Source organism: Motilibacter aurantiacus (assembly GCF_011250645.1).
GTDB classification, from domain to species: Bacteria; Actinomycetota; Actinomycetes; order Motilibacterales; family Motilibacteraceae; genus Motilibacter_A; species Motilibacter_A aurantiacus.
Genome location: NZ_JAANNO010000003.1, coordinates 1 through 25,036, shown reverse-complemented (window position 1 = coordinate 25,036; position 25,036 = coordinate 1). Strand labels below are relative to the sequence as shown.

Here is a 25,036-nt window from a genome sequence, read left to right as displayed (position 1 = left end):
GTTGGGCAGGATGCCGACGTGCCGCCCCTGCCCTACGTCGACCTCCGGGTGCTGCGGTCCGAGCTCGAACGGCGGGTCGACGGCGAGGTCCGCTTCGACCCGGGTAGCCGCGGCGCCTACTCCACCGACGCGTCGAACTACCGCCAGGTGCCGCTGGGCGTGGTCGTGCCGCGCAGCGTCGAGGCAGCGGTGGAGGCCGTGGCGGTCTGCCGCGAGCTCGGCGCCCCCGTGCTCTCGCGGGGCGGCGGGACGAGCCTGGCCGGGCAGGCGTGCAACGTCGCCGTCGTCCTGGACTGGAGCAAGCACTGCAACCGGATGCTCTCGGTGGACGTGTCGGCGCGGACCTGCGTGGTGGAGCCGGGGATCGTGCTGGACGAGCTGAACCGGCGGCTGGCGCCGTACGGCCTGCAGTTCGGCCCCAAGCCCGCGACCCACGCCAACTGCACCCTCGGCGGGATGATCGGCAACGACGCCTGCGGCGCGACGGCCCAGGGGTACGGCCGCACGGCCGACAACGTGCGGCGGCTGGAGGTGCTGACGTACGCCGGGGAGCGCTTCTGGGCGGGCGTCGACGGCGCGCCGGAGGCATCGGAGCAGCTGCGGGCGGCCCTGCGCGAGCTCGGCCGCCGGCACGCGGAGCGGATCCGGGCGCGCTTCCCCGACATCCCGCGGCGGGTCTCCGGCTACAGCCTGGACGCCCTGCTCCCGCGTGCGGGGGACGGCACGGGTGGCGACCGTGTCGACAGCGCCGACGAGGTCGACTGGGCCCGGCTGCTCGTGGGCAGCGAGGGCACGCTGGTGACCGTGCTCAGCGCCGAGCTGGCGCTCGTGCCGCTGCCGGCGGCCACGGCGCTCACCGTGCTCGCCTACCCCGGCCTCGTGGAGGCCGCCCGCGCGGTGCCGCCGATCAACGAGCACCACCCGATCGCCCTCGAGGGGTTCGACGCGGAGCTCATCGAGCTCCAGCGCGAGAAGCAGCTGGCGCCGGACGTCCTCGGGGCTCTCCCGCCCGGCGGGGCCTACCTCTTGGCGCAGTTCACCGGGGACAGCCGCGAGTCGGCGGTCACCCGGGCGGAGGCGCTGGCGGCGCAGCTGCCCGGCACGCCCTCGGTCGTCCTGTCCGAGCCGGCGCTGCAGGGCCAGCTCTGGCAGATCCGCGAGTCCGGGCTGGGGGCGACCGCTCACGTCCCGGGGCGGCCCGACACCCATCCCGGGTGGGAGGACTCGGCGGTCGCGCCGGAGCGGCTCGCTGACTACCTGCGCGACCTCAAGGCGCTGCTCGACGCCTCCGGCTACGCCCAGCACTCGCTGTACGGCCACTTCGGCCACGGGTGCGTGCATGCCCGCATCCCGTTCGACCTGCGCTCGGAGCCGGGGGTGCGCGCCTTCCGGCGTTTCCTGGAGCAGGCCGCGGACCTCGTGACGGGATACGGCGGGTCGCTGTCGGGCGAGCACGGCGACGGTCAGGCCCGGGGCGAGCTGCTCGGGCGCATGTTCGGCCCGGAGCTCGTGCGCGCGTTCGAGGAGCTGAAGGCGGTCTTCGACCCGCTGGACCGGATGAACCCCGGAAAGGTGGTGGCACCGAACCGGCTCGACGCGGACCTCCGGCTGCTGGCCCCGTTGAGCCCCCCTTCCTCGGATGCCCGCTTCGGCTATCCGCACGACGGCGGCACCGTGGTGGGCGCTGCCGCGCGGTGCGTCGGAGTGGGGAAGTGCCGTTCGCACGTCGGCGGCGTCATGTGCCCGAGCTACCGCGTGACGGGGGAGGAGCAGCACTCGACCCGCGGACGGGCGCGGCTGCTCTTCGAGCTGATGCGCGACGACGGGACCGTGCGGGAGGACGGCTGGCGGTCCCGGGACGTCCTCGAGGCGCTCGACCTCTGCCTGTCCTGCAAGGGCTGCAAGACCGACTGCCCGGTCAACGTCGACATGGCCACCTACAAGGCCGAGTTCCTGGCCCATCACTACGCCGGCCGGCTGCGGCCCCGCGCGCACTACGCGATGGGCTGGCTCCCGCTCTGGCTGCGGGGCGCGACCCGCGCGCCGCGGCTGGTGAACGCCGTCGGGTCAGCGCCCTTCTCGTCGCGCGTGGTGAAGCTGGTTGCCGGAATCGCGCAGCAGCGGTCATTGCCCTTGGTCGTCGATGAGCGCTTCACCGCGTGGTACGCCGGGCGCGGGCCGCGCGGGGACGGCCGGCGCGGTGAGGTCCTCCTCTGGCCGGACACCTTCACCGACGCGCTCTCCCCGGGGGTGGGCCGCGCCGCGGTCGAGGTGCTCGAGGACGCGGGCTTCCGGGTCGTCCTGCCCCAGCAGGCGCTGTGCTGCGGCCTGACCTGGGTGACCACCGGCCAGCTCGACGTCGCGAAGCGGGTGCTGCGGCGTACGGTCGACGCCCTCCGCCCCCACCTCGACGCCGGACGACCGGTCGTCGGCCTCGAGCCCAGCTGCACCGCGGTCCTCCGGGCCGACGCGCGCGGGCTGCTCCCCGGTGACCCGGACGTCGAGCGGCTCCGGCAGGCCACCGTCACGCTGGGGGAGCTGTTCGCGCAGCGGGCGCCGGGCTGGCGCCCCGCTTCACCCATCGACCGGCCCGCCGTGGTGCAGCGCCACTGCCACCAGTACGCGGTCATGGGGTACGACGCCGACGCGGAACTGCTGCGCCGGGCGGGCGCGCGGGTCGAGGTGCTCGACGCCGGCTGCTGCGGCCTCGCCGGTGACTTCGGGTTCACCGCCGGGCACTACGAGGTCTCGCAGGCCGTGGCGGAGCACGCGCTGCTCCCGCGGCTGCGCGCGCTCGAGGCGGACGCGGCGGTGCTGGCCGACGGGTTCAGCTGCCGGGCCCAGGTCGAGCAGTCCGACGTCGCCGCCCGCCCCCTGCATGCCGCGGAGCTGCTCGCCGCGGCGCTCCGTGGAGTGCCGCCCGTGCCGCCCGGGCGGCCGTCGTGGCGTGCCGGCGCGGCCGTCGACGCCGTCGCGATCGGGGGGCTGCTGACGGCCGGCTACGCCGTCGCGAGGAGGCTGTCCCGGTGAGGCTCCCCTGGCGGCGCCGCCGCGCCGCGCCGCTTCCCGCGTACGCCGACGACGGCTCGCTGCCCGTGCTCGGCGGCAGCGCCGACCCGGCCCGCTCGGACTCCGCGGTGCTGGCCGAGCTCGGGCTGGCGGACGGCGCCCCGCTCCTCGTGCGCCACCACCTGACGCTCCCGGCGCCGGAGGCCGTCGAGCAGGCGCGGCGGCTGGTCGCCGAGGAGGGGTACGCCCTCGCCGCCGAGCGCGACGGCGCCGGCTGGCGCGCCCGAGCCAGCCGGGTCGAGGTGCCCTCCGGGCTGGTCCTGTCGCGCGAGCGCAGCCGGATGGCCGGGCTGGCCCAGCGGCTCGGCGGGGACGTCGCGGGCTGGGACGTCTGCGGCCCCGACGGCGCAGCAGCCGCGCCGCAGCCCTGAGCGCCTGCCGGAGGTCACGCGCTGCTGCTCGGCCGGCCGCCCACGGGCTGGGCGCGCTCGGCCTCAGGACGGCGTGCCGCCCTGGACGGCGGCGGGGACGGCCGGCCGGGCCGCCTGCAGCGCCTCGCGCAGGGCGGTGCGGAAGGCGCGTACGGCCGGGTGGCCCGCGCTCCCGCTCCGGGCGCCGGTGAAGAGCCGGCGGTGCGGCCGGCCCGGCAGCTCCACGAGGCGGACGCGCCGCTCGCGCTCGGCCCAGAGCAGGTCCGGCAGGACCGCGACCGCGTGGCCGGTCTCGACGAGGTGGACGTGGAGCAGCAGGTCCAGGCTGTCGAAGCGGACGTCCGGCTCGAAGCCCGCGCTGCGGCAGAGCGTGCGCACCCACTGCCCGGGTGGGGCCGTGGCCGGGTCGAGCACCCACGGGGCCCCCGCGACGTCGGCGAGGGCGGCCGCGGTGCTGAGCGGGCCGGTCGGCGGGAGGGCGAGGCGAACCTCGTCGACCGCCAGGTCCTCCTCGTGAACGCCCGCGCGCAGCGGCTCCGGCAGCCCGGGGTACTCCTCACCGAGGACGACGTCGAAGTCGTGCGCGAGCAGCCCGGCGAAGGCGGGCTCGGCCTCGCGCTGGCTGATCTCGACGCGCAGCTTCGGGTGCAGCGCGGCCAGCCGCGTGAGCGTCGCCGGGACGAGCGCGAGCAGGACGGTCTGGAAGGACGCGACCCGCAGCGTGCCCGTGACCTCGTGCAGCGACGCGGCAAGGTCGGCCTCGGCGAGCTCGAGCCGCTCGAGGATCGCGTCGGCATGGCGGGTGAGGACGCGGGCCTGCTCGGTGAGGCGGACGCCCCGCCCGACCCGTTCGAGCAGGCGGACGCCGGCCTCGGCCTCGAGCTGCGCGAGCTGTTGGGAGATGGCCGAGGGGCTGTACGCCAGCGCCCGCGCGACCTCGGCCAGCGTGCCGCGCCGCTCCAGCTCGCGGAGCAGCCGGAGCCGCTGGACGTCGAGCACCGGCGGCCCCGATTCGTAAGCAAGTCCGAACGGTATCGCTCAGAACAATACGCTGGACTGGAGCTTCGTCCGCGACGACAGTGCACCCGTGAAGACCTCGCCGCGCTCGCTGCCGTCCCCCCTCCGCCTCGGTGGGAACGGCCCGGCGGTGCTGCTCGTGCTCGCCTCCTGCTCGTCGCTGCAGCTCGGGGCGGCCCTCGCGTCGAAGCTGTTCGCCACGACGGGGAGCACGGGGGCGACCCTGCTCCGGCTCGGCCTGGCCGCGGTCATGATGCTCGTGGTCGTGCGGCCGCGCGCGCGCTCCTGGACGGCCCGCCAGTGGCGTGCGGTCGCAGTGCTCGGCGTGTCGATGGCCGGGATGAACGGCTTCTTCTACGCCGCCATCGAGCGCATCCCGCTCGGGACCGCGGTGACCATCGAGTTCCTCGGCCCGCTGGCCCTGGCCGCGTTCCTCACGCACCAGCGCCGGGACCTGGCCTGGGTGGCGCTGGCCGGCCTCGGCGTCGTCCTGCTGTGGGCCGGCAGCGAGGGCCTCGACGGGGGCGGCCTGGACCCGCTGGGCGTCCTGTTCACCCTGGTCGCCGCCGCCTTCTGGGCCGGCTACATCGTCGCCAGTGCGCGCGTGGGCACCGCTGTGCCCGGCCACAGCGGGCTCGCGGTGGCGGTCGCGATCGGCGCGCTCGTCCTGCTCCCGGCCGGGGCCCACGGCGCCGCATCGGCGTTCGCCGACCCGGGCGTGCTGCTGCTCGCCGCCGGCACCGGCCTGCTCGCCTCGGTCATCCCCTACTCCCTGGAGTTCGCGGCCCTGCGCACGCTGCCCAAGAGCGCCTTCGGGGTGCTGCTCAGCCTCGAGCCCGTCGTGGCCGCGATCGCCGGCTGGGCGCTGCTCTCGCAGCACATGGGGCCGCTCGAGCTCGTGGCCATCGCCGTCGTCGTCGCCGCGAGCGTCGGGTCCACGCTGTCGGCGCGGCCGGGGCCGGCCGCGCGCACGGACCTCGCCGACGGGCCGCGGGCGCCCGAGCCCGCGCTGCCCGGCTGAGCCGCCGCGCGCCGGCTACCCGCCGGGCCGCAGCCGCCGGGCGCGGTCGAGCAGGAGCTCGCGCTCGCGGGTGTTGCGGGTCAAGGACGCGGCGCGGGCGAGCTCCTCCTGTGCCTCGTCGACCCGGCCGAGCCTGGCCAGCAGGTCGGCGCGTACGGCGGGCAGCAGGTGATAGCTGCGCAGGGCGGGGGCATCGAGCAGCTGGTCGGCGAGGGCGAGGCCCTCGGCCGGCCCGTACGCCATCCCGACCGCGACGGCCCGGTTGAGCTCGACGACCGGCGAGGAGGTGAGCTGGGCGAGGGCGTCGTAGCAGGCGACGATCCGCTCCCAGTCGGTCTCCTGCGCGGTGCGGGCGCGGGCGTGGCAGGCCGCGATCCCGGCCTGCAGCGCGTACGGGCCGCGGGCGCCCCCCAGCCGCTCGGCCAGCTCGAGGGCGGCGAGGCCGCGGCGTACGAGGACCCTGTCCCAGCGCGACCGGTCCTGGTCGGCCAGGAGCACCGGCTGCCCCTCCGGGCCGAGCCGGGCGCGCAGTCGGGACGCCGAGAGCTCCATCAACGCGACGAGGCCGTGCACCTCGGGCTCGCGCGGCATCAGCTGTGCGAGGACGCGGCCGAGCCGGAGCGCGTCCTCGCACAGCCCGGGGCGTACCCAGTCCTCGCCTGCCGTCGCGGAGTAGCCCTCGTTGAAGATCAGGTAGATGACGTCGAGCACCGCGCCCAGCCGTGGGGCGAGCTCGGCGCCGCTCGGCACCTCGAAGGGCACGTTGGCCTGGGTCAGCGTTCGCTTCGCCCGGGAGATCCGCTGGCCGACCGTCGGCTCGGGCGCGAGGAAGGCCCGCGCGATCTCGGCCGTCGTCAGCCCGCCCAGCAGGCGCAGGGTCAGCGCGACCTGCGCCTCGGTCGAGAGCACCGGGTGGCAGGCGGTGAAGACGAGCCGCAGCAGGTCGTCCTGCACGCCGTCGACGTTCTCGTCCGGCGACGGCTCCTGCTGCTGCTCCAGCGCGTGAGCCATCTGCGCGTGCTTGCGGTCGAGCATGACGTCCCGGCGCAGCAGGTCGATGCCGCGCCGCTTGGCCGTGGCCATGAGCCAGGCGCCAGGGTTGTCCGGGACGCCTGACTCGGGCCACTTCTCCAGGGCGATCACGAGCGCGTCCTGCGCGAGGTCCTCGGCCACGCCGACGTCACGCACGAGCCGGGCCAGGCCGGCGACGAGGCGGGCCGACTCGATGCGCCACACCGCCTCGACCGCGGCCCTCGTCGCCCCGGCGCTCATCCGGTCAGGCCGACCCGGACGACCCGGACGACCCGGTCTGCTCGCGCAGACGGTCCTCCTGGGCGCGCAGCTCCGGGGTGAGCTCCTCGCCGAAGTCCTCGGCCTCGAAGACCTGGCGGACCTCCAGCTGCGACTCCCCACGAGTGGGGCTGGGGCAGCGCTTCGCCCACTCCACGGCCTCCTCCAGCGACTTGGCCTGGATGAGCCAGAACCCCGCGATCAGCTCCTTGGACTCGGCGAACGGCCCGTCGATCACGGTCCGCGAGTCGCCGGAGAACACCACCCGCGCGCCCTTCGCGCTCGGGTGCAGCCCCTCGCCGGCGAGCAGCACGCCCGCCCGGGCGAGCTCCTCGTTGTACGCGCCCATCGCGGCGAGCTCCTCCGTCGTCGGCAGGACGCCGGCCTCGGTGTCCTCGGTCGCCTTCACGATCACCATGAAGCGCATCGTCGTCCCCTTCCGGTCCGAGCACGGGCCCCTCGGCGCGGCCGCCGCGGTCGTCGTCCCGTTGCTACAACCTCACGACGAGCGGGGGGAGCGCTTTTCGACAGCGGCCGTCCGGGATTCTTCGCGTCGGGAGCGCCCGCCTCAGCCGAGCGCGGGTGCGGGGAGGCGCTCGGGCCGCGCGAACGCCGATGCCAGGCGCTCGGCGAGCGCGGCGTCGCCCTCGACCGATACGTCTCCGGCGGCGACGGCCTCGTCCAGCGGCCGGGAGCCGAGCAGCACGGCCGCCAGCGCGCTGGGGGTGCCGGTCAGCACGGCGCCCGGCGCCTGGGCCATGCCGGGCGCGACCTCGAAGCCGCCCTCGGTGATGCGGACGCCGAACGAGTGGTCGCCGAGCCGCAGCTCGTACGTCGCGGTCAGCCCCGCAGCCGCCACTGGGTCGTACATCGTGCGCAGCGCCAGCACGAACGAGTCCTGGCCGATGTCCTGCACCTCGGGCAGGCTCGGCGACCGGACGCCCCAGCGGCCGAGGGCCTGCAGAACGGGCTCCAGGCCCTGGCCCCACTCGGTCAGCTCGTAGACCGCCGACGCTGCAGGGGGAGGCAGTCGCCGCCGTCGCACGATGCCGGCCTGCTCGAGGTCGCGCAGGCGCTGGGACAGGACGTTGGGACTGGCGAGGGGGAGCCCGGTGCGCAGGTCGGTGAACCGCTTCGGGCCGAGCACGAGCTCGCGCACGACGAGCAGCGCCCAACGCTCACCGACCAGGTCCAGCGCGTGCGCAGCGGCGCACCCGTCGAAGTACTCCCGCCTGGTTGCCACGAGAACTAATCGTACAAGGACCACCTCGTACGGGTGGACGAACAGCCGGTTGCGCGGTAGGACTTGTGGCCGGATCCTGGGCGAGCGGTCACCCGGGCAACGGTGGAAGGACGGCCCGGGTGCCCGAGATCGTGCATCGCGTGGAGACCGCGTACGTCGGGCTGAGCCGCGTGGTCCGGGTGGACTCCTTCGCCGAGATCGCCGACCAGCTGCCGCCGCTGATCTCCTGGCTGCAGGAGCAAGGGGTGGAGCCTGCGGACGCGCCGTTCCTGCGTTACCTGACCTTCTTCGAGGACGGCCGCATCCACGTCGAGGCGGGCGTGCCGGTGGACGTGCCGGTCGACGTGGGGGACACGCCGTACTCCTGCGGCGCCCTGCCGGCGGGCCGCTACGTCGCCGAGGTGCACGTGGGCTCGTTCGAGGGGCTGGCCGACGCCACCGCGCGGGCGCTCGAGTGGGGGAGCGAGCAGGGGCTCGCGTGGGACCGGGACGCCGCGCCGGGCCAGGAGTCCTGGGGATGCCGGCTCGAGGCGTACGAGGCCGACCCGCTGCGCGAGCCGGACCCGAGCCGGTGGCGCACCCGGGTGCTCCTCCGGCTCGCCCAGCCCCCGCAGGCGCGATAGCCGCGAGGACGACCGGCCCGGCCGGTAGAGTCCGGCCTCGTCGACCCGTCCGTCGTTCGACAGCAGGGAGCCGGCCGCACCGATGGCGACGCAGCAGCCGGGCAGCTCGCCCGCGGGCAGTGAGCCCGAGCAGATCATGACGGTCCTCGTCTACAGCGACGACCGCAACACCCGTGCCCGCGTCACCACCGCGCTCGGCCGCCGCCCCGCACGGGACGTGCCGCGGCTGGAGTACGTCGAGTGCGCCACGCAGCCGGCGGTGCTGGAGCGGCTCGGGCGCGGCGGTGTCGACCTCGCGATCCTGGACGGCGAGGCGGTCCCGTCCGGCGGGCTCGGCCTGTGCCGCCAGCTCAAGGACGAGATCTACGCCTGCCCGCCCGTGCTCGTGCTGACCGGCCGCCCGCAGGACGACTGGCTCGCCGCCTGGTCGCGTGCCGACGCCGCGGTGCCGCACCCGCTGGACCCGGTGCTGCTCGCCGACGCCGCCGCCAAGCTGCTGCGGACGCGCCTGGCCGGCGCGGCGGCCCGATGAGCCCGGCCTCCAGCCGCACCTGGCCGAACCTGCTGCACGCGCTGCTGCGCGGCGAGGCGCTGTCGGCCGACGACACCGCGTGGGCGATGGACCAGGTGATGCAGGGCGCCGCGACCCCGGTCGAGATCGCCGGCTTCGCCGTCGCGCTGCGGGCCAAGGGGGAGACCCCCGAGGAGGTCAGCGGGCTGGTCTCGGCGATGCTCACGCACGCCCAGCGGACGGCGGTCCCGGGCGCGGCCGTTGACACGTGCGGAACCGGCGGCGACCGCGCCCACACGGTCAACATCTCGACGATGTCGGCGGTCGTCGTGGCGGCTGCCGGCGGGCGCGTCGTCAAGCACGGCAACCGCGCCGCCTCCTCGCGCTCGGGGTCGGCCGACCTGCTCGAGGCGCTTGGTGTCGTCGTGGACCTCAAGCCCGAGGCCATCCCCGCCTGCGTCGAGGAGGCGGGCATCGCCTTCTGCTTCGCGCCGCTCTTCCACCCGGCGCTGCGGCACGCCTCGGTCACCCGGCGCGAGCTCGGCGTGGCGACGATCTTCAACTTCCTCGGCCCGCTCGCCAACCCGGCGCAGCCGGCCGCCCAGGCGGTCGGCGTCGCCGACGCGCGGATGGCCGGCGTCATGGCCTCGGTGCTGGCCGCCCGCGGGACGTCCGCCCTCGTCTTCCGCGGTGAGGACGGGCTCGACGAGCTGACTGTCACGGGGCCGTCGCGGGTGTGGGAGGTGCGGGGCGGCGCCGTGCAGGAGTGCACGGTCACGCCGGAGGCGCTGGGCGTCTCGCGGGCACCGGCCGAGGCCCTGCGCGGCGAGGACGCGACCTACAACGCGAAGGTCGCCCAGCGGGTGCTCGGCGGCGAGACGGGGCCTGTGCGCGACGCCGTGGTCCTCAATGCCGCTGCAGCTCTCGTCGCGCTCGACGCGGTCGGGGCCGAGCCGACGGCGCCGCTTCAGGAGCGGCTGAAGGCCGGCGTCGTGCGGGCCGGAGCGGCGATCGACTCCGGGGCGGCCGGCACCACGCTGGACCGGTGGGCCGCGGTAAGCCAGCGGCTCGGGGCGGCGAGCTGAGGCTCTCGCCGCCCTGCGGCTGAGGCGGGTGGCCGCCGCGCTACCAGCAGCCGGTCACGGTCGCGGCGAGCGCGTCGATCTTGCGCCGTAGCGTCAGCGTCGAGCGCGGCCCGTTGACCACGACGGCGAACGCCTTGAGCTCGCCGTCCTTGCCGTAGGTCACGCCGGCCAGCGAGACGACGTCGCGCAGCAGGCCGGTCTTGGCCCAGAGCTTGCCCGTGGCGCACTTGGACGGCGCGGTGACGAATCGCCCGCGGGCCGGCCGCAGCGAGCCGGTCTTCCCGGCCGTCGGCAGCCCGCCGTCGATGACGGCCGCGAGCTCGGGCCGGGCCGGGTCGGCGGCGAGCTCCAGGAGCGTGACGAGGGCACGGGCCGTGAGCCGCGTCGTCCGCGAGAGGCCGCTCCCGTCGTCGATCCGCACTCCGGTGAGCGGGACGCCGAGCTGGACGAGCACCGCCGTGCGGGCGGCGGCCGCGCCCGCCCAGTCCGGGGCGAACCCCTGCGAGACCGCCACGTGGCGCGCGAGGTTCTCGGCGATGTCGTTGTCGCTGACCTGCAGCATCTGCCGGACGATGGCCGACAGTGTCGATCCCTGCACCGCCGCGACCTCGACGGCCGCGGCCGGGGCCCGGCCGCGGCGTACGGAGGTGACCGTGACGCCACGGCGCTCGAGCTGCGCCGCGAAGGCCCGGCCGGCGAGCATGCTCGTGTCCATGCTGACCCGCTGGTCCAGGTCGAGCGCGCGGACCGGGGAGACCGAGCCCGGCACGTAGCCGCGCGACCAGCCGCGCGCGTTCGTCGGGCGCGGGAAGTACGAGTCGTCGACCACCACGCTGACCCGACGCTTGCCGGCGGACTTCGCCGCGACGGCCGCACGGTTGGCGAGGGTCTGCACGGCCCGCGTCGTGAGCGAGGCGTCCCCGCCGCCGGAGATCGTGAGCGCGCTGCCGCGCAGGAGGGCCCTGGTGGTGAAGCGGGTGTCCGGGCCGAGCGCGGTCAGGGCGGTGACGGCCGTCGCGAGCTTCGTGGTCGACGCCGGCATCAGTGGGCTGTCGGCCGAGGAGGCGACGAGCTCCTGCCCGGTCGCCAGGTCCTTGACGTACGCCGCCACCTGCCCGCCGATGCCGAGCGAGTCGATGCGGGACGGGACGAGGGCGGTGATCTTCTCGTCGGCCGTCGGGGCCGCGGCCCTGGTGGCGGCCGGCGCGGGCGTCCTCGGCCGGATGCTCGGCTCGTCGTCCTGGCACCAGCCGTCGGCCGGGGCCGGCGTCGTCGGCGCAGCCCCGGCGCTCGGGCAGTACGCCGCGGACGCCGCCTGCGCGAGGTCGGAGCCTCCGCCGCTGGTCAGCAGGCCGGCCGCGACGGCGGCCGCCACGGGAGCGCTGAGGACGGCAAGGCCAAGGCGGGAACGGTGGCGCACTGTCATCCTTCAGGTGCTCGGCGTCCGGGCGGCGCGACTGAAACGCGAGCCGCATCACAGACGGTACGTGGCGGCGGGGCGCTCGTGCGGTAGCGCCGCACAGGACGGTGCCGCGCCCTGTCCGCCGGCACGCCTCCTTCCGGTTGCCCGGGATGGGACCTGCAACCGGGGCATCGGGCGTCGCCCGCCGGGGCGTCGCGCTGCCGGCCCCCTCCACGCGGGTGAATGCGCCATCGAGCCGACCGAGGTTGCCGCCGGGTGAATGCGCCATCCACCCATAGGTTCGCGACGATGCCGCATTCATCCAGACGGGGGTGCGGCGCGGGGGCCGGGGTGCGGGCGTGCGGCGGCGCCGGGACGCGCCCGGGTGGACGTGTCAGTCCGGGTCCTCGACCCCGAGCGCGAAAGCAGCCTCGAGGTCGTGGCGGGAGTACGCGCGGAACGCGATGTGCGTCTCGGTGTGCACGACGCCCTCGACCTTGTTGAGCCGGTCGGCGATGACCTCGGCCAGCTCGTCGTGCTGGCGGACGCGGACGAGCGCGATCAGGTCGACGTCACCTGTCACCGAGTAGACCTCGCTGACCCCGTCGAGGTCCGCGATGCGGGCGGCGACCTCCGGGATCCGGTCGACCTCGGTCTGCACGAGCACGATCGCGGTGATCACCGGAGAGCCTCCTCGAGAGCAAAGCGCCGACGCAGCAGACCCTAGGGCCTCAGCCCGCGGCGCCCCAGGCCGCCGCCGGGTGCTCGCCCGGGCGCAGCCCCCGCTTGTCCGCGAACGGCACGACGTCGGCGTCGCTCACCTCGTAGCGCCCGCGCAGCCCGCCCGCTCCGTACGCGGGGCTGGCCCACGTCCCCTCCAGCTCGACGAGGCGCGTGCCGGGCTGCTCGAGCCAGTCGAGGACGCGCTCGGCCTCCTCCGCGAGCGAGCAGGGCAGCGGGCCGGGCCCGGGGGTGACCGACTCGGCCGTGGCCAGCATGGCCTCGATGTGCGGCGCCGGGTGCTCCTGGCGCGGCACCGCGCAGGAGCCGACGAGCCGCCCCCAGCGGACGGCCGCGAGGTCCCATCCGCCGCCGGTCCGTGGCCGGGCGGCCACGAGCAGCCCGGACGCGGCGAGCGCAGCCAGCCGCTGCGTGCGGGCCGCTCCCCGGACGAACGCGGCCAGCCGGTCGCGGGCGGCGGCTGCGTCCTCGAAGCGCTCCTGCTCCGACAGCCGCTCGATCCGCCGCTCGAGGACGGCGGCGAGGTCGCGCGCGTCGGAGCGGAACGCCGCCCGGACGGCGGCCGCGTGCACGGCGTACTCCTCGACGCTCTCCCGCCCGTCGCAGGGCGCCCCGCACCGGCCCATCTCGGCCAGCGCGCACGCGGGCGTCGCCTTGCGCGGGGAGAGCCGGGCGTTGCACTGCCGGATCCGGAACGCCTGGTGCACGGCGTCGCGCGCCCGCTCGGCGGTGCGGGTCGACCCGAACGGGCCGAGGTAGGAGCCGCCGTCGTCGCGGACCTGGCGGACGATGGAGAGCCGGGGGAACGCCTCGTCGGTGAGCTTGAGCCACACGGAGCGCTCCGGGAACTTCGAGCGGCGGTTGTAGCGCGGGCGCAGCTCGGCGATGAGCCGCAGCTCGCGGACCTGCGCCTCCAGGGAGGTGGCGCAGACGATGGCGTCGACCTTCTCGGCCAGCCCGACCATCTCTGCCATCCGGCGCCGGGGCTCGGACGCGGTGAAGTAGGTCCGGACGCGCGAGCGCAGGTCCTTGGAGGTGCCGACGTAGAGCGCCTTCCCCTTGGCGTCCCGGAAGACGTAGACGCCGGGCTTCGACGGCAGCGCGTCGGCGAGGTAGCGCTTGCGCCGCTGCTGCGGCGTGACCCGGGAGGTGAAGGTGGACAGCTCCTCCAGGCTGTGCACCCCGATGCCGCCGAGCCGCTCGAGCATCCCGTGCAGGACGTCGACGGTCGCCCGGGCGTCCTCGAGCGCCCGGTGGTTGGGCGTCGTGGCGGAGCCGAAGACCCGGGCGAGCGAGGAGAGCTTGCAGTTGGGCGACTCGTCCTTGGACACGAGCTGGCGGGCCAGCCGGGCGGTGTCGACCACGGCGTACGACGGCCAGGGGATCCCGGCCTCGTCGGCGGCGAAGCGCAGGAAGCCGGTGTCGAACGGCGCGTTGTGCGCGACGAGCACCACGTCCGGCCCGCACCACTCGAGGAAGGCCGGCAGCACGGTCTCGATGCGCGGCTGCCCGTAGAGCATCGAGTCGGTGATGCCGGTGAGCACCGCCACGAACGCGGGCACCGGGCAGCCGGGGTCGACCAGGGTCTGGAACTCGCCGAGCCGCTGGCCCCCGCGCACCTTGACGGCGCCGATCTCGGTGATCCGGCTGCCGCCCTGCGGCGAGCCCCCGGTCGTCTCCAGGTCCACCACCACGAACGTCGTCTCCCGCAGCGGCGTCCCGAGCTCGTCGAAGGTGCCTTGCAGCGCGGCGTTCGGCGGGGCGGCGGGACTGGCGCTCATGGCCGGGGACGCTAGGCGGCACCACCGACAAGCCGTCGGCGCCGCGCCGGGGAGCGCCGGGTGAACGGGCAGTGCCGGCGGCACGACGGGCCGGACCTGGCCGAGCATGCACTCGCGGGCCGCGCCGGGCCGTACGCTCGGGCCGTGTCCTCGACCTCGCACCCCGCCCTGCCCGGTCCCGCTTCCCGGTGGCGCTGTGCGCGGTGCGGCAACCTCACCCGCTTCGACGTGACGCGGCGCAGCCGGGTCACCGAGTTCTGGCACTTCGACCTGCCGGGAGAGCCGCGGGTCGAGTCGGTGGAGGTCCACGAGGAGCAGGTCGAGCAGGTGCGCTGCCGCTGGTGCGACTCCGTCGACGACGTCGAGGTCGTTCCCCGCGGGGGCAGCGAGGAGGCGTGACCGCCGCCCCGTCGGCGGGCTCCGGCGAGCCGCGCGACGACGAGGCGGGGCCGGAGGGACACGCGGAGCCGGTGGCCGTGGTGCTGCCCGAGGCTGTGCGGGCGAGAGTCGTGGCGATGGCCGACGAGACGCTGTCCGGGCTCGGCCCGGGGGAGGCGCCGGCCTCCCTGCGCCCCTTCCTCCGCTTCACGGCGGGCAAGCGGGCGCGGCACGCCGGCCCGGCGCTGGCCGCCGCGCTCGAGACCGACGACTCCTTCCGCTCCCGCGTCGCCGCCCGCGTCCGCGAGGGCCGGGCCGACCTCGCCGCCGCGGTGGACGCCGGCCGGCCCCCGGCCGCGGCCGAGCCGGTCGAGGTCGCCGCCGTCGCCTACGTGCTGCGCGCTCCGGGGTGGCAGGCCCTGGTCGCCGCCGCCACCGCCGAGGAGGTGCGCGCCGTCCGGCAGGCGGACGCGTCGAAGGCCGCCGCCGAGGCCGAGCGGCTCTCCGCGCAGCTCGCCGCCGCCCGCACGCAGGCCCGCGAGGAGGCCGAGCGGCTGCGGGCCGAGCTGGGCACCGTGAAGGCCGAGGTCGCCGACCTGCGCCGGCGGCTGCACCGGGCGCGCGAGGAGGCCCGGCTCGCCAAGGAGGGCGCCCACCTCGCGCAGGAGCAGGCCGACGCCGTGCGCGCGGACGCGCAGGCCCGGGCCGGTGCGGCCGAGACCGAGGCCCGCAAGCTGCGCGAGCGGCTGCTGGAGGCCGACGCCGAGCTCGAGACGGCCCGGCGGGTCAACAAGGAGGGCCGCGCGCTCGCCGACGCCCGGGTGCGCCTGCTGCTGGACGTCGTCGCCGACGCGGCGTCCGGGCTGCGCCGCGAGCTCGCGCTCCCGGCCACCGACCTGCGCCCCGCGGACGTCGTCGCCGGCGGGGAGACCGGGTCGGCCGTCTCCTCTGTGGGCGCCCGCGCCATGGCCGCCGACGACCCGGCGGTGCTCGACGACCTGCTCGCGCTGCCCCGCGTGCACCTCGTCGTCGACGGCTACAACGTGACCAAGCTCGGCTACGGCAACCTCTCCCTGCAGGACCAGCGCGAGCGCCTCGTCAACAGCCTGGCCTCGCTCGCGGCCCGCACCGGCGCCGAGGTCACCTGCTGCTTCGACGGCGCGGCGGTGGACGTGCCGGTCGTCATCGCGAAGCCGCGCAACGTGCGCGTCCTCTTCTCGCTGCCGGGCGAGATCGCCGACGAGCTGATCCGCCGGCTCGTGGCCAACGAGCCGGAGGGCCGCCCGGTGGTCGTGGTGTCGAGCGACAAGGAGGTCGCCGAGGGAGTGCGCCGCTCCGGCGCCCGCCCGGTGGCGTCCGCCGCGCTGCTCAAGCGCCTCGAGCGGGGCTGACCTCCTCCGACGGAAAGAGCCTGCTTTCTCGTTCAGCGAAGAGGGCTTCAGTCAACCGCTCGACGCCGTCCGCGGTGAGCCGGATCTCCTGACCCTGCGTGTACCCCGGCACGGACGCCTCGGGCGTGAGCCCGGCGGCCCGGTGCACGAAGTGGCCCGCGGAGCGCAGCAGCGCGATGACGTGGAGCGGCTCCAGCACCGCGAGCGACTTCTGGCCCCGCCGCCGTCCGTCGTGGCGGCGAGCTCCCGGTACGCCGCCGGCCGGGCTCCGATGTCGTCCCGGGCCGCCGGGGCCTCCTCCTGCGAGCACGTGCTCCTGCGGGGCATCGCGGCCCTCCGGCCCGCCCGGCCCCGCGGAAGGAGACCGCGCTCAGCGCTCGCTGTCGAGGTCGCGCATCGAGTGCTCGGGGTAGCGGTCCCCGGCGACGGCGTCCGCGGGCACCGCCGCCGCGACGGACACTAGGTCGGCCGAACTCAGCTTCAGGTCCGCCGCGCCCAGGGACTCGGCGAGCCGCTCCCGCGTACGGGCGCCGACGAGGGGGACGACGTCCGCGCCCTGCCCGGCGACCCAGGCGATGGCGACCTGTGCGGGAGTCGCTCCGCGCTCGGCCGCCACGCGGCGCAGGGCCTCGACGAGCGTGAGGTTCTGCTGCAGGTTCTCGCCCTGGAATCGCGGGCTGTGCGCGCGGAAGTCCCCCTGCGCAAGGGCCCGGGACGGGTCCCAGGAGCCGCTGAGCAGGCCGCGCGAGAGCACGCCGTACGCCGTGACCCCGATGCCGAGCTCGCGGGCGGTCGGCAGGATCTCGGCCTCGATCCCGCGGGAGATCAGCGAGTACTCGATCTGCAGGTCCGCGATCGGGGCGACCGCCGCCGCGCGCCGCAGCGTCCGCGCGCCCACCTCCGAGAGCCCGATGTGCCGCACGTGCCCGGCGTCCACCATGTCCTTGATGGCGCCGACGGTGTCCTCGATCGGCACGTTCCGGTCGAGCCGGGCGGGCCGGTAGACGTCGACGTAGTCGGTGCGCAGCCGGCGCAGGGTGTAGGCGAGCGCGGTCTTCACGGCGGCGGGGCTGCCGTCGTACCCGAGCCAGTTGCCGTCGTAGTCGCGCTGCGCGCCGAACTTCACGCTGACGACGACGTCCTCGCGGCGCCGCCCACGGAGAGCGTCGTGAAGCAGGAGCTCGTTGTGGCCCATGCCGTAGAAGTCGCCGGTGTCGAGCAGGGTGACGCCGGCGTCGAGCGCGGCGTGCACGGTGGCGATGCCCTCCTGCTCGTCGGACGGGCCGTACATCCCTGACATGCCCATCAGGCCCAGGCCGATGGCGCCCACCTGCGGGCCGGTGCTGCCGAGGGTGCGCTTGTCCATGGGAAGCCTCTTCCTGTCGGGCGCGGCGGCCGTCCGCCGCGCCGTGGCTCCACGGTGCCCCGGGGAGGACCCGCCCGGAGAGGACCGCGCATCCAGGGAGCGGCGGTCCCTGGATGCGCGGCCCGGCGCGGGTGACCATGGTGGGCATGGACAGGGACGGGCTCGCCGACTTCCTCCGCCGCCGCCGCGAGCGCCTGCAGCCCGCGGACGTCGGCATCGCGCCGGGCCCGCGGCGGCGTACGCCGGGGCTGCGTCGCGACGACGTCGCGACGCTCGCGGCGATCTCGACCGACTACTACACCCGGCTCGAGCAGGCTCGCGGGCCGCATCCGTCGCCGCAGGTGCTCACGGCGCTGGCGCGCGCGCTCCGGCTCGGCGACGACGAGCGCGACCACCTCTTCCACCTCGCCGGCCAGCAGCCGCCGCGGACGGGGGCGACCCGCCACCACGTACGCCCGGCCCTGCTGCACATCCTCGACTCGCTGCAGGACACCCCGGCCTTCGTCATCACCGACCTGGCCGAGACCCTCGTGCAGAACCGGCTCGCGACCGTGCTGCTCGGGGACGAGACCCGGCACAAGAGCCAGGCCTACCGGTGGTTCCTGGTCCCCGGGGCACGCGCGATCTACCCCGTCGAGGACCACGCCCGGCACAGCCGCGTCATCGTGTCGGACCTTCGGGCGACGTCGGCGCGGCGCAGCGACGACCCGGACGTGACCGAGCTCGTCGAGGAGCTGCTCGCGGGCAGCGCCGAGTTCCGCGAGCTGTGGGAGCGCCACGAGGTGGGGGTGCGCCGCTTCGACAGCAAGCGCATCGTCCACCCGCTCGTGGGGGTCGTCGAGGTGGACTGCGAGACGCTGCAGAGCCTCGACTCCGGCCAGACCCTCGTGGTGCTCACGCCGCGCCCGGGGACGCCGGCCCGCGACCAGCTGTCGCTGCTCGGCGTCGTGGGGCTGCAGGACCTCACCAGCCCGGAGCCGAGCGCGCGCTGAGGCCGCTGCCGGCGCCTCGTGCCGGCTGCTGCCGTCAGCCCGCCGTGAGGTACGCCTCGAGCAGCGGGACGACGTCGACGCCGGCGACCTCCAAGGAGGACCGGGCGGCGCGGGCCGCCCCGAACGCGGCCAGCTCGGCGTTGCGATTGGTCGCGGCGTGCAGGGCCTGCATCGCCCTTCCCTGCTGCAGGAGGCGCCGGTCGGCCCGGGTCGGGCCGTCGCTCGTGCTGCGCATCCACACCGCGGACTCGGCGGCCAGGGCGTCCCGCACCTGCAGCTGAAGGGGCCCGCGCAGGGCCGGCGGGCGGGACGAGGCGAGCCGGGGGAGCGCGGCGCGCACCGCAGGGCGGGTGGCGAAGCCGGCGCGGGTCACGGCCTGCCTCACGACGTACGCGGCGGCGCGGCGCTGCAGCCCGGGAGGCGCGGCGCGCAGCAGCGTCGTGAGCCGGCCCGCGCGTTCCCGGTCCCCGTCCCAGTCGAAGGCCGGCGGGGCCGTCGGGTCGGGCCGCGGCAGGTCCGACAGGAGGGGCGACATCAGGTGGACGTGGGTCATGGCCTTGACGTCCGCCGCCGTCAGCCGGGCGCCGGTGATGCGCTCGGCGATCGCCAGCCCGGCGGGTATCCCCATGCCCTGCCGGGACAGGCTCAGCCCGCTGAGGAACGGCTTGAGCGCGGCGTTCGCCCCGGTGGTGAGCGAGACGGTGCCGTCGAGCATGTCGAACGACGTGACGACCCGGCCGTCGACCGCGTAGCTGAAGGCGTTGTCGTACTCGACGTTCCAGAAGACCGAGACGGCCCTGCCGCCACGCGAGACCGCCCGCAGGACCTCCGGCCTCGTGCACTCGAAGCTGTTGTCGCTCACGAGCACGGCGCTGCGCCCCGCGGTGGCCACCGCGACGGAGTCGAACCCGCTCCAGAACGCGTCCTCGGCGGGCACCATCCGGCGCTCGGGGACGGCGCCGTACTCGCGCAGCACGGTCCGTGCCCCGGTGTTGGTCACGAACGTGACGCAGGCACCCTCGCCCAGCGCACCCTGCTCGGCCCAGGCGTAGCTCGCGGGCCGGACGCTCGGGCTGCCCTTCTCAGCGAGCGCTCCCGAGATCGGGGGCGCGGCGAGCACCGTGGGCGCGGTAGCCCGCTGCGGAGAGGACGCGGTCGCGGGCGCCGTCACGGTGCCGGCGCCGAGGAGCAGCCCGACGGCGAGGGCGGCGCAGGCGGGCGGGAGGAGTCGGGCCACCCGGCGCACTCTAGGGGGGGCCGCCCGACTACAGGCCTCGTTCGCACGCTCAGCAGTACCGCGTCCGGGGGACTTGTCAGTGGTCCCCCCTAGCGTCCTCCATGTCAGACGCGGTGCGCCTCGGGCGGCTCGCGTCAGCCGAGCTAGGAGGAACGCTCATGATCGTCGACTGCGACGGGTGCGTCGTGCGCGGGCGCGGGTGCGCCGACTGCGTGGTCGCCGTGCTCCTCGGGGCGCCGCCGGAGGGTGTCGACCTGGACGCCGACGAGCGCGCCGCGATCGCCGCGCTCTCGGCAGGTGGGCTGGTGCCGCCGCTGCGCCTGGTGCCCCACGAGCCGCGCCGGGCCGCCGGCTGACGCTGCGCCTGCTGCGGTGAGATCGCCGCGGCCCCGCCGGGGCCGGCCGGGATACGTACGCTGCAGGCGTGCCCCGCTCCGCTGCCCGTCCGCACTGGGCGGCTCGGCGGCGGCCGGTGGGCCGCGCGGTGGCGGCGGTGCTCGCGGCCGTCGGGCTGGTCACCGGCTGCTCCGACCCGGGGGCCACGACGGGCGCGCCCACCGCGCCCCACGGCGGGCCGTCGCCGGCGGCGACGGGCGCTCCGCCCGACCGCGAGGCCCGGGCCGCCGAGCTCGCGGTCGTGCTCGACCAGCGGGCAGGCGCGTTGCTGCGCGGGGACCGGGCGGGCTGGCTGCAGGCGGTCGACCCGGCGGCCACCGCGTTCGCCCAGCGCCAGGCCGCCGCCTACGACGCCCTGTCCCTGCTGCCGTTGACGTCCTGGTCCTACTCGGTGCTCGGCACGAGCCCGGCCCGGCCGCGGGACGCCGCGCTCGCGGCCGACCCCGAGTCCTGGGTCGCGCAGGTCGAGCTCAGCTACGAGGTCGCGGGTGCCGACCCGGTCCCGGTCAGGCGCTCACAGGTGCTCACCGTGGTCCGCCGGGCAGAGGGGTGGCGGCTGGCCGACGACGTCGCGCCCCCGGGCGCCGGACGGGCCGACGCGGACCTCTGGGACATCCGGCCGGTGCGGGTGGCGCAGGGCGCGGCGAGCGTCGTCGTCGCGGACGCGTCACTGCCGCCCGCAGCGGCCGACACGGTCGCCGCCCTGGCCGACCGGTCGGTCGTGCGGGTGGACGAGGTGTGGGGGACCGACTGGCCGCGGCGGGTGGTCGTGGTCGTCGCGGGCTCGCTGGACGACCTGGCCGCGCTGCTCGGGCGCGAGCCGGGGAGCACCGGCCCGCTCGCCGGCCTGGCGGCGGTGACGACCGGGCGCGTGGGCGGCACCGGCACGACGAGCGGGGACCGGGTGCTCCTCAACGCGCAGGCCTACGACGAGCTGACCGACGCCGGGCGGGACGTCGTGCTCACCCACGAGATCACCCACGTCGCGACTCGGGCGGCGACCAGGACCCCGGTGCCCGGCTGGCTCGTCGAGGGCTTCGCGGACTACGTGGGCTTCCGGGGCTCCGGCGTGCCCGTCGGCACCGCCGCCGAGGAAGCCCTGGTGCAGGTCCGCGCGGACGGCGTGCCCGACGCGCTGCCCGGCGACGGCGAGTTCGACACCCACATCGGCGCCGAGCCGGAGGCGTACGAGCTGGCCTGGCTCGCCTGCCGGATGATCGCGGAGACGCACGGCGAGCAGCGGCTGGTCGAGCTCTACCGCTCGGTCGCGGGCGGGCGCCGCCTCGATGCCGCGCTGGCCGACGTGCTGGGCGTCACTCCCGCCGGCCTCACCGCGGCGTGGCAGGCCTACCTGGGCAAGCTGGCCGCGTGAACACGTCCCGCGCTGCGGCGCTCGCAGCTCTCGTCGTGCTCGGCGCAGCCCTGGTCGTGGTCGTGGTCGTGACCACTCCCTGGAACGCGCTGCCGGGCCCGGTGCCCGGCGGGCGCGTCCCCGTCGACGCGTCCCGGGACTTCACGGCCGCCCAGGTCGAGCACGCCGACGCCTACCGCTCCGCGGTCCGGCCCTGGGCATACGCCTCGCTCGCCGTCGGTGCCGTGGCGCTGCTCGTGCTCGCCTTCTCCGGCCTCGGGGGACGGCTGATCCGGGTCGTCGCCGCGCCGCTCGGCGGGGGCTGGCTCTGGCAGGCGGCGCTCGGCCCCGTCGCGCTCTGGCTGGTCGTGCGAGCGCTGCAGCTGCCCTTCGACGCGCTGGTCGAGCGGGGGCGGCAGCGCTACGGCATCTCGACGCGGTCCTGGCCCGGCTGGGTGAGCGACGTCGCGAAGAGCTGGGCAGTCACCGCGGTGCTGCTCGTCGTCGTCGCCGTGCTCGCGGTCGCGCTGGCCCGCGCCCTGCCCCGCTGGTGGTGGGCTCCCGGGTCCGCCGTCGCCGCCGTGGTCGTGGTCGTCGCCTCGTTCGTCTACCCGGTCGCCGTCGAGCCGCTGTTCAACAGGTTCGACTCCATGCCGCAGAGCCAGCTGCGGGCCGACCTGCTCGCGCTGGCCGAGCGCGACGGCGTGCCGGTCGAGGACGTGCTCGTCGCCGACGCCTCCCGGCGGACGACGGCGCTCAACGCCTACGTCTCCGGCTTCGGCTCGACCCGGCGCATCGTCGTCTACGACACCCTGCTGCAGGAGGCGACGCCGCAGGAGGTGAAGATCATCGCGGCGCACGAGCTCGGCCACGCCAAGGAGGACGACGTCCTGCACGGGACGCTGGTCGGGGCGCTCGGGGTCGCGGCCGCGGTGTGCCTCCTCTACCTGCTGACGACGTCATCGCCCGTCCTGCGCCGGGCCGGCGCGGAGTCCGCCGCGGACCCGCGCTCGCTCGCCGTGCTGCTGGGGGCCGCGCTCGTCCTGTCCACGCTGAGCACCCCGCTGCAGTCGCTCGTCTCCCGTCACATCGAGGCCCGGGCCGACGTCCACTCGCTCGACCTCACCCGCGACCCCGACACCTTCGTGGAGATGCAGCACCGGCTCGCGCTCAACAACCTCTCCGACCTCGACCCGCCCTGGCTCACCTACGCGGTCTTCTCCACCCACCCCACGGCCCCCGAGCGCATGGCCCTCGCTCGCGACTGGGCGCGGCTGCACGGGGTGGCCGAGCCGGCGGCCCAGGCACGCTGACGGCGTCCCCGCGCAGTCGCAGCCGCGCCCGTCCGACAGGATGAGCCCCGTGGAGGCGACCGAGATCCGCAAGCTCGCAGCGGTGGAGGACCGGCACTGGTGGTACGCCGAGCGCCGCTCGCTGCTCGCGGCCGAGGTGCGCCGGCTGCGCGTGCCCCCCGGCCGCGCGCTGGACGTGGGCGCCGCGGCGGGGGGCAACACCCGGGTCCTCGCCCGGGCCGGCTGGCAGGCCCTCGCCCTCGAGTACGGCGCCGACGGGGCGGCCCTCGCCCGGGAGCGCGGGCTGGCGGTGGTGCGCGGGGACGCGACCCGGCTGCCGCTCGCGGAGGCGAGTGTCGATCTCGTGGTGGCGTACGACGTGCTCGAGCACCTCGACGACGACCAGGCCGCCGCGCGCGAGATCCGGCGGGCCCTGCGCCCCGGGGGCACGGTGCTGGTGGCCGTGCCCGCGGGCATGGGCAACTGGTCCGCGCACGACGAGGCCGTCGGGCACTACCGCCGCTACGAGCGCGACACCCTGCGCGCGCTGCTGGAGGCCGCCGGCCTGCACGTGAGCGAGCTGCGCTCCTGGAACGTTCTGCTCGCCCCGGTGGCCCGGTGGCGGCGGCGGGCGTCGACGGGGTCGGACCTCGACGAGGTCGGCCGCGTCGTGAACGCCGGCGCCCGCGCCGTCGTCAGCCTCGAGCGCGGGCTGCCGGTGGGCCGGCTGCCCGGGCTGTCGCTGCTCGCCACGGCCTCTCGACCGGCCGAGCCGTCCCCGACACCGAGCCGTTGACCGTCCCGCGCACCCTCGTCGTCACCAACGACTTCCCGCCGCGCCAGGGCGGGATCGAGTCGTACGTCGCCGCCACCCTCGCCCGCATGCCTGCGAAGTCCGTCGTGGTCTACGCCCGGGGGCAGGAGGGAGACACGGCGTACGACGCGACGCTGCCGTTCCCGGTCGTCCGTCATCCGCGCGGCATCGTGCTGCCGGAGCCGACCGTCGCCCGGCGGGCCGCGCAGGTCGCCCGGTCCGAGGGGTGCGAGGCGGTCTGGTTCGCGGCGGCGGCGCCGCTCGGCCTGCTCGCCCCCGAGCTTCGGCGACGGGCGGGCGTCGCGCGGGCCGTGGCGACGACCCACGGGCACGAGGTCTGGTGGGCACGGATCCCCGGCGCCCGCGACGTGCTGCGCCGCATCGGTGACGCCGTCGACGTCCTCACCTGCCTCGGGCCCTACACCAAGCGCGCGATCGCGCCCGCCCTGTCCCCGGCGGCGCTCGCGCGCGTGCGCCGTCTCTCGCCGGCCGTGGACGCGACGGTCTTCCGTCCCGGGTGCGGCGGGGACGCCGTGCGCCACCGCTACGGCTTGCAGGGCCGCCCGGTCGTCGTGTGCGTGTCACGCCTCGTCCCGCGCAAGGGCCAGGACACGCTGATCGCGGCGTGGCCGTTCGTGCGGCTCGCCGTGCCGGACGCCGCGCTGCTCCTCGTCGGCGGCGGCAGGGACTTCGACCGCTTGGAGCGGATGGTCGTCGAGCGCGGCCTGGAGGGCTCGGTCGTGCTCACCGGGGCCGTCCCCGCCGAGGAGCTGCCCGCGCACTACGACGCCGGTGACGTCTTCGCGATGCCGTGCCGCTCCCGGCGGGCCGGGCTGGAGGTCGAAGGGCTCGGCATGGTCTACCTGGAGGCGGCGGCGACCGGGCTCCCGGTCATCGCCGGGGACTCGGGCGGGGCACCGGAAGCCGTGCAGGACCGCGTGACCGGGTACGTCGTGCCCGGCCGGTCGCTGCAGCAGACGACCACGCGCGTGCTCGAGCTGCTGCAGGACGCCGAGCGCGGGCGCCGCATGGGCGAGCTCGGGCGCGCCTGGGTGCAGGACCAGTGGTCGTGGGACGCGACCGCGCAACGCCTGGGCGCGCTCCTCGCCGGGGAGGACGTGCCCGCCTGAGACCGGCGCGCTCAGCGCATGGCGCTCGCCGCGTTGAACCGCTCGGCGAGGCCGGTCTGGTTCTCGAGCACCTCGCCGATGCCGTTCTGGATCCCGGAGATGTCGTCGATGACGGAGCGGATCTCCTGAATTGCGCTTCCCGCGTTGTGGGTCTCGTCCTGGATGCTGTTGATCCGGTCGGTCACGTCGGCGCTCGCCGCGCCGGTCTCCTGCGCCAGCTGCTTCACCTCGCCGGCGACGACGGCGAAGCCGCGCCCGACCTCGCCGGCCCGTGCAGCCTCGATCGTGGCGTTGAGTGCGAGCAGGTTCGTCTGGCCCGCGATCGACGCGATCAGCTGCACGACGCTGCCGATACCGCCCGACGCCTCCTGCAGCCGGCTCACGCTGGCCTCGATCGCGTCGGCGCGCTGCATGGCCGCGGCGATGACCTGGTTGGTGCGCTCGGCCTGCCGGCCCAGCTCGGCGATCGATCCGACCAGCTCGGCCGCGGTCTCGGTCACGGCCTGCACGCGCATGACCCGGGTGAGCGCCTGGG

25 protein-coding genes are annotated in these 25,036 nt (G+C 76.1%); 14 read left to right on the top strand and 11 right to left on the bottom strand.

Annotated elements, in window-relative coordinates; translation table 11 throughout:
- Positions 1–18 precede the first annotated feature (18 nt).
- Positions 19–3,030: an FAD-binding and (Fe-S)-binding domain-containing protein gene (locus tag G9H72_RS06400; protein WP_331272043.1), complete on the top strand. Its 3,012-nt coding sequence runs from the start codon at positions 19–21 to the stop codon at positions 3,028–3,030.
- Entirely contained in the window at positions 3,027–3,440 is a 414-nt protein-coding gene (locus G9H72_RS21355; protein ID WP_166169110.1) for a ribonuclease E inhibitor RraB, read from the top strand. Before G9H72_RS06400 ends, G9H72_RS21355 begins: the two co-directional genes overlap by 4 nt.
- 63 nt (positions 3,441–3,503) lie before the next feature.
- Here the strand turns inward: G9H72_RS21355 and G9H72_RS06390 are convergent, their stop codons facing one another.
- A complete protein-coding gene (locus tag G9H72_RS06390; protein WP_166169108.1) occupies positions 3,504–4,439 on the bottom strand; it encodes a LysR family transcriptional regulator in 936 nt (311 codons plus the stop codon).
- Positions 4,440–4,527: 88 nt separating this feature from the next.
- Between G9H72_RS06390 and G9H72_RS06385 the strand changes: the two genes are divergently transcribed.
- Positions 4,528–5,478 carry an EamA family transporter gene (locus G9H72_RS06385; protein ID WP_166169106.1) on the top strand — a complete coding sequence of 317 codons (951 nt, stop codon included), beginning with the start codon at positions 4,528–4,530 and terminating at the stop codon, positions 5,476–5,478.
- Positions 5,479–5,493: 15 nt separating this feature from the next.
- Here G9H72_RS06385 and G9H72_RS06380 read toward each other — a convergent pair whose 3' ends face one another.
- From G9H72_RS06380 to G9H72_RS06370, 3 genes are all read right to left on the bottom strand, one after another.
- A complete protein-coding gene (locus G9H72_RS06380) occupies positions 5,494–6,750 on the bottom strand; it encodes an RNA polymerase sigma factor (RefSeq protein ID WP_166169104.1) in 1,257 nt (418 codons plus the stop codon).
- Positions 6,751–6,754: 4 nt separating this feature from the next.
- Positions 6,755–7,195, bottom strand: a complete 441-nt coding sequence (locus G9H72_RS06375) for a YciI family protein (protein ID WP_166169102.1) — start codon at positions 7,193–7,195, stop codon at positions 6,755–6,757.
- 141 nt (positions 7,196–7,336) lie between these two features.
- The gene (locus tag G9H72_RS06370) at positions 7,337–8,011 is read right to left on the bottom strand and encodes a winged helix-turn-helix transcriptional regulator (protein WP_166169100.1); all 675 of its coding nucleotides are present in this window, start codon (positions 8,009–8,011) and stop codon (positions 7,337–7,339) included.
- Between the two features lie 119 nt (positions 8,012–8,130).
- On the opposite strand from G9H72_RS06370, the gene G9H72_RS06365 reads away from it, so the two are divergent.
- The 3 genes from G9H72_RS06365 to trpD all read left to right on the top strand — a co-directional run bounded on the left by G9H72_RS06365 (position 8,131) and on the right by trpD (position 10,230).
- The gene (locus tag G9H72_RS06365) at positions 8,131–8,634 is read left to right on the top strand and encodes a GyrI-like domain-containing protein (protein ID WP_166169098.1); all 504 of its coding nucleotides are present in this window, start codon (positions 8,131–8,133) and stop codon (positions 8,632–8,634) included.
- Between the two features lie 82 nt (positions 8,635–8,716).
- A complete protein-coding gene (locus G9H72_RS06360; RefSeq protein WP_166169096.1) occupies positions 8,717–9,166 on the top strand; it encodes a response regulator transcription factor in 450 nt (149 codons plus the stop codon).
- Positions 9,163–10,230 carry an anthranilate phosphoribosyltransferase gene (gene trpD / locus G9H72_RS06355; protein ID WP_166169094.1) on the top strand — a complete coding sequence of 356 codons (1,068 nt, stop codon included), beginning with the start codon at positions 9,163–9,165 and terminating at the stop codon, positions 10,228–10,230. The genes G9H72_RS06360 and trpD overlap by 4 nt, the downstream gene beginning before the upstream one ends.
- Positions 10,231–10,270: 40 nt before the next feature.
- Here the strand turns inward: trpD and dacB are convergent, their stop codons facing one another.
- The 3 genes from dacB to G9H72_RS06340 all read right to left on the bottom strand — a co-directional run bounded on the left by dacB (position 10,271) and on the right by G9H72_RS06340 (position 14,154).
- Positions 10,271–11,650: a D-alanyl-D-alanine carboxypeptidase/D-alanyl-D-alanine endopeptidase gene (gene dacB, locus G9H72_RS06350; protein ID WP_166169092.1), complete on the bottom strand. Its 1,380-nt coding sequence runs from the start codon at positions 11,648–11,650 to the stop codon at positions 10,271–10,273.
- Between the two features lie 376 nt (positions 11,651–12,026).
- Positions 12,027–12,314 carry an Lrp/AsnC family transcriptional regulator gene (locus tag G9H72_RS06345; protein WP_166169090.1) on the bottom strand — a complete coding sequence of 96 codons (288 nt, stop codon included), beginning with the start codon at positions 12,312–12,314 and terminating at the stop codon, positions 12,027–12,029.
- Between the two features lie 49 nt (positions 12,315–12,363).
- Positions 12,364–14,154, bottom strand: a complete 1,791-nt coding sequence (locus tag G9H72_RS06340; protein ID WP_166169088.1) for a DEDD exonuclease domain-containing protein — start codon at positions 14,152–14,154, stop codon at positions 12,364–12,366.
- A 144-nt stretch (positions 14,155–14,298) separates the two neighbouring features.
- Between G9H72_RS06340 and G9H72_RS06335 the strand changes: the two genes are divergently transcribed.
- Positions 14,299–14,553, top strand: coding sequence for a hypothetical protein (locus G9H72_RS06335; protein WP_231126564.1), 255 nt, complete (start codon positions 14,299–14,301; stop codon positions 14,551–14,553).
- Positions 14,550–15,923 carry an NYN domain-containing protein gene (locus G9H72_RS22825; protein WP_331272041.1) on the top strand — a complete coding sequence of 458 codons (1,374 nt, stop codon included), beginning with the start codon at positions 14,550–14,552 and terminating at the stop codon, positions 15,921–15,923. Before G9H72_RS06335 ends, G9H72_RS22825 begins: the two co-directional genes overlap by 4 nt.
- On the opposite strand, the gene G9H72_RS06325 is transcribed toward G9H72_RS22825, so the two are convergent.
- Entirely contained in the window at positions 15,901–16,122 is a 222-nt protein-coding gene (locus G9H72_RS06325) for a hypothetical protein (protein ID WP_166169086.1), read from the bottom strand. The two genes, G9H72_RS22825 and G9H72_RS06325, sit on opposite strands and share 23 nt — an antisense overlap.
- A gap of 171 nt (positions 16,123–16,293) precedes the next feature.
- Positions 16,294–17,289 carry an aldo/keto reductase gene (locus G9H72_RS06320; RefSeq protein WP_166169084.1) on the bottom strand — a complete coding sequence of 332 codons (996 nt, stop codon included), beginning with the start codon at positions 17,287–17,289 and terminating at the stop codon, positions 16,294–16,296.
- Positions 17,290–17,435: 146 nt separating this feature from the next.
- Between G9H72_RS06320 and G9H72_RS06315 the strand changes: the two genes are divergently transcribed.
- The gene (locus G9H72_RS06315; RefSeq protein WP_166169082.1) at positions 17,436–18,281 is read left to right on the top strand and encodes a helix-turn-helix transcriptional regulator; all 846 of its coding nucleotides are present in this window, start codon (positions 17,436–17,438) and stop codon (positions 18,279–18,281) included.
- 34 nt (positions 18,282–18,315) lie between these two features.
- On the opposite strand, the gene G9H72_RS06310 is transcribed toward G9H72_RS06315, so the two are convergent.
- A complete protein-coding gene (locus tag G9H72_RS06310) occupies positions 18,316–19,518 on the bottom strand; it encodes a DUF6461 domain-containing protein (RefSeq protein ID WP_166169080.1) in 1,203 nt (400 codons plus the stop codon).
- A 158-nt stretch (positions 19,519–19,676) separates the two neighbouring features.
- Here G9H72_RS06310 and G9H72_RS06305 point away from each other — a divergent pair, with 158 nt between their 5' ends.
- The 5 genes from G9H72_RS06305 (at position 19,677) to G9H72_RS06285 (ending at position 24,501) form a co-directional block, all read left to right on the top strand.
- Positions 19,677–19,874: a hypothetical protein gene (locus G9H72_RS06305; protein ID WP_231126563.1), complete on the top strand. Its 198-nt coding sequence runs from the start codon at positions 19,677–19,679 to the stop codon at positions 19,872–19,874.
- A 68-nt stretch (positions 19,875–19,942) separates the two neighbouring features.
- A complete protein-coding gene (locus G9H72_RS06300) occupies positions 19,943–21,286 on the top strand; it encodes a hypothetical protein (protein ID WP_166169076.1) in 1,344 nt (447 codons plus the stop codon).
- Entirely contained in the window at positions 21,283–22,578 is a 1,296-nt protein-coding gene (locus tag G9H72_RS06295) for a M48 family metallopeptidase (RefSeq protein WP_166169074.1), read from the top strand. Before G9H72_RS06300 ends, G9H72_RS06295 begins: the two co-directional genes overlap by 4 nt.
- A gap of 49 nt (positions 22,579–22,627) precedes the next feature.
- A complete protein-coding gene (locus G9H72_RS06290; protein WP_166169072.1) occupies positions 22,628–23,353 on the top strand; it encodes a class I SAM-dependent methyltransferase in 726 nt (241 codons plus the stop codon).
- Positions 23,350–24,501 carry a glycosyltransferase family 4 protein gene (locus G9H72_RS06285; RefSeq protein WP_231126562.1) on the top strand — a complete coding sequence of 384 codons (1,152 nt, stop codon included), beginning with the start codon at positions 23,350–23,352 and terminating at the stop codon, positions 24,499–24,501. The genes G9H72_RS06290 and G9H72_RS06285 overlap by 4 nt, the downstream gene beginning before the upstream one ends.
- Before the next feature lie 11 nt (positions 24,502–24,512).
- Here the strand turns inward: G9H72_RS06285 and G9H72_RS06280 are convergent.
- Positions 24,513–25,036: methyl-accepting chemotaxis protein (locus G9H72_RS06280; RefSeq protein ID WP_231126561.1), on the bottom strand; the 524-nt coding region annotated here is incomplete at its 5' end.